We start from the raw sequence: 3,626 nt of genomic DNA, 5'->3' as shown, positions 1-3,626 counted from the left end.
CGTTTAGCAAGGGGACCTTACTGTTTTATCGTCTCGTCGGCGGCGGGGAACCGATCACGCCGGGGTATTGATAGACGAGCGGTTCGTCGAACGTCGCATAGTCGAAATTGACCATCAGCATGACGGTGCGCACGCCGGTCGTCGGATCGCTGATGATGATATGGTCGCGGCCGGCGGCTTCCAGCACGCCTTTGAAGACCTTCGCATTCCATTCGCTGTTGTTTTCGTAAGTCATGTAGAACGTTCCGATTTTGCCCAAATTCAGACGGAAGATATTCTCGATGTAGGACTGCTCGTAGGCCTGTGCTGGCAGGGGCATCACGGTGCCTCCGGGCATCATCGTGCTTCCGCTCGGCACTTGGGGCGGCATGCCCCCTGTGGTTGGCTGCGGATATCCGCCTCCGAGGGGCGTTGTCGGATAAGTAGCTTGGCCCGCAGGATACGCGGTCGGCCGGTATGGCTGAGTAAACATGCAATTCATTCCTCCTTATGATTGGTCAAGCAAAACTCGAGTTAGTATACGGAAGGGCAGTCTTCTGCGGATGGAGCAAAGAAACAGTGCGCTTTAAACCGGCCGGTGTTCTGCTGGTTATACCAGGTCGCCGGGCAATCTCCCGCAGGCCGGAAAAACCACAAGGCGTTGGAAGCCGGCCAGACCCGTTCGCCGTTAATGACGCGCTGCGCCAATCGGATGTCGCGGTCACGTGCCCGTTGGTAGAAATAGCCTTTCACCGTAGCTTCAAACCCGCCGGGATTCTGAAACACCATCCGATTCATGTCGCGGATATCCCGAAAATCAAGACAATTGCCCAAAATTCGGTTCACGCCGACATTGCCGACCATCAACATGCCCTGTTCGCCTTCTCCCTCCGCTTCCGCGCGCATCAGGCGCGCCAGCAGCCTAACGTCTTCGGAGTTTGCTTTAATGACGGCCAAATTGGCTCCTCCTCCCTCTCTGCTGAACGATATATCCTATGTGCACTCGCCTATCTTTGTGCTTGCCGTTGGAAAAAAATCGGTGTCAAGTTCCCGATTGCCGGGATCTATGTGAATACGGTTGCAATCTTGAACATTTCGTGTCTATTTCTATGGACGCGCTTACATGAATAGCATATACTGTAGATGAATAACGTTTCTTTATACGTTTTTGCTGGTTTCGTTATAAAACGGTTGCTTCATTATACCTTTTAGGAGGTTACCTCATGAGAATCGCGATTATTGGCGGCGGCCTGGCCGGGCTTACGGCTGCTGCATACCTGTCGGACCGCGGCGATACGTCCGGTACAGTGTTTGAACGGAGCCCGCAGCTCGGCGGACGGGCTTTCACTTATGAGAAATCGGGATTTACTCTGAACTACGGAGCACACGCGGTATACGGCATCGACAGACATACGCTCCATTCCATGGAAGAAGAGCTGCATTTGAAGTTTCAAAGCAAGCAAGTGGACAAACGGAAAGTCATGTACGCCAAACACGGACGTTTAACCCCTGCCCCGCTCGACTTCGTCAACATTATGAAGACGGATGTACTGACACCCAAGGAGAAAGTCCGGTTCGTCGCCGAAATCGCTGCCGTCATCGGGAACATCCATCATTTGAAGCAACATCGGACGCTCGGCGATTATTTGGACCACTCGCACGCTTCGGCGGATGTAAAAGAGCTGTGGGAACATCTCGTATGCTCCAACTTCTTCATCACGCCGGAGGAAGCGCGCAAAGTGTCCGGCGAGGTGATCGCGGAATATTATCATAACCTGTTCCTCTCCGGCCGGCCGGTTAGCTACATTCTGGGCAGCTGGGCAACGATTACCGATCAGTTGATCGATAAAATCGGCGGCAACGATGCCTGGGACATCGCCGTCAAAGAGCCGGTCGAATCGATTACGATGGAAGACGGAAAATTCGTACTGAATACGAAAACAAGACAACAGCTTGTTTACGATCAAGTGATCTTCGCCATGCCGGTACAGCAGGTGACCAAACTGCTGGAGAATACGCCATGGGCCAGCACGCTGGAACCGTACAAGGACAGCACCTCGACAGAAGTGCTTGTGTACGACGTCGGTTTCTCCAAAGTCGTCGCCCGTCCGTTCCACTATATCAGCGATATGGACCATAAGATTTTTATCAGCGACGTCTCTGCCACCGATTATACGGTCGCTCCTGTACACGGCCAGCTGTTGCAGGGCATCGCCTACTTGAACGATGACTTCACCGACGAAGAGCAGAAGAAGCAATATCTGGAGCTAAAAACCCAGCAAATGGAAGCCTTGTTCGATACGTACTATCCGAATTGGCGCGAGTTTGTGGAGGTCAAACGCGTATCTAAGAAAGCGATGGTCGCCAGCGTCAAGAATATTCACACCAACAAGCTGCTGCCCAACCGACTGGCCGGCGTGCCCTTCTTCTTCTGCGGGGACGGCTGTGAAGGCAAGGGCGAATTAGCGGAACGTGCTTTTTCCAGCGGCCGCGCCGTCGCACAGGCGATTCTGGAGCAAGCAAAAACCAAGGCTTTATCCTATTAGACAAACAAAAACAGAAGCGTATCCGCAAGAGTCGTCATGATCCGACTTTTCGTTACGCTTCTGTTTTTTTGCTTCCCGTCTGCTTCAACCTTGCCCTGCCTGCCTTTCCTGTCATTTTTCTCGTTACCCGGAGCTATGCGATTTCCGGTATTCCTGCAGCTCGGTCCGATAGGTTCGGCCCACCCGCTCGAATCCGTGGTAACGGCGTCCCTGAAACGTCAGCTTGCCTTCGTCTCCTTCCGCGCATTGCCCGTATTCCGTCCCGGACACCGCAAACTCTAAGCGATCGCCGCTTTCGACCTCGAAGGTCAAATAATACTTCGTGTCGGAACGGTTCACCGATGTGTCGGTGTCATGACGGTGGCTGACCTCCGTCCGCTTGCCGACGATAACGGACTGAACGCTAAGCACCGGCTGCTTGTTGTTTCCGATGGACCGAAGAAACCCGCCGGTTACCGTCACGGCCAGAATCCCGATAATCACGACGAACAAGACCGGCAGCGCTGTTTCCACCACGCCAAACATTTCCGTCCAAGACTGCATAGCATCATCCCTCCTTCAAGAGGTTGCTCCGAACCGCTGTACTCCCCTTTCTCCCTAAGTATATGCCGGCGCGAAATAAAACTTGTTATTCACCGTGTCCAGAAAATATGCCACTCTTGTCCAAGAGTTCTATAGAAAAACCAAAAACCCCCGATTCGAATTTGCGAACCGGAGGTTACTTGGGGACGAAACGGAGATGTATAGAGTTAAGCATAATACTCGAACAACAGTTGACGGGTCTCTTCGGCGCCATCGGCTTCCATTTCGAACGCCTCGTCAAGTCCTTTCTCCGCCCAGCAAGCTTTGCACTGTTCTTCGGTCGTGCACAGGTGAGCGTCTTCGCAGTTGTAGCAAAACTGGAGGTAATTGCGGGTTACGGTTTCTTCTTGAGCTGTTTTCATCTAGATCCACTCCTATCGTAATGGGGAGCGTTCGCTCCGTTTTTTTCTTGCCGTTTGTTACTGATCTTTCTTACAAGTTAAATATATCACAAAGTCTCGAGAGTGCACGTGATAATTTTCACAATATGATGAACGTCACAATATTTTTTCATTTCTT

General features: G+C 52.2%; 5 protein-coding genes. 1 reads left to right on the top strand and 4 read right to left on the bottom strand.

Translation table 11 applies throughout. The annotated features are described in order from the left end of the window. Positions 1–25 precede the first annotated feature (25 nt). Together gerQ and MJ257_RS24335 are read right to left on the bottom strand one after the other, a co-directional pair. A complete protein-coding gene (gene gerQ, locus MJ257_RS24340; protein ID WP_240271762.1) occupies positions 26–472 on the bottom strand; it encodes a spore coat protein GerQ in 447 nt (148 codons plus the stop codon). 41 nt (positions 473–513) lie between these two features. Further along, complete coding sequence (locus tag MJ257_RS24335) at positions 514–936, bottom strand: cell wall hydrolase (protein WP_240271761.1); 423 nt, start codon at positions 934–936, stop codon at positions 514–516. A 266-nt stretch (positions 937–1,202) separates the two neighbouring features. On the opposite strand from MJ257_RS24335, the gene MJ257_RS24330 reads away from it, so the two are divergent. Next, positions 1,203–2,525, top strand: coding sequence for a phytoene desaturase family protein (locus MJ257_RS24330; protein ID WP_240271760.1), 1,323 nt, complete (start codon positions 1,203–1,205; stop codon positions 2,523–2,525). Between the two features lie 123 nt (positions 2,526–2,648). On the opposite strand, the gene MJ257_RS24325 is transcribed toward MJ257_RS24330, so the two are convergent. Continuing rightward, positions 2,649–3,068: a DUF2500 domain-containing protein gene (locus MJ257_RS24325; protein WP_240271759.1), complete on the bottom strand. Its 420-nt coding sequence runs from the start codon at positions 3,066–3,068 to the stop codon at positions 2,649–2,651. A gap of 206 nt (positions 3,069–3,274) precedes the next feature. Next, a complete protein-coding gene (locus MJ257_RS24320; RefSeq protein ID WP_178019263.1) occupies positions 3,275–3,469 on the bottom strand; it encodes a hypothetical protein in 195 nt (64 codons plus the stop codon). Between the last annotated feature and the right edge of the window lie 157 nt (positions 3,470–3,626).

It is taken from the genome of Paenibacillus timonensis (assembly GCF_022427145.1).
Lineage (GTDB): Bacteria > Bacillota > Bacilli > Paenibacillales > Paenibacillaceae > Fontibacillus > Fontibacillus timonensis.
The sequence above is the reverse complement of the archived record's forward strand: the minus strand, read 5'-3'. Positions and strand labels throughout refer to the sequence as shown.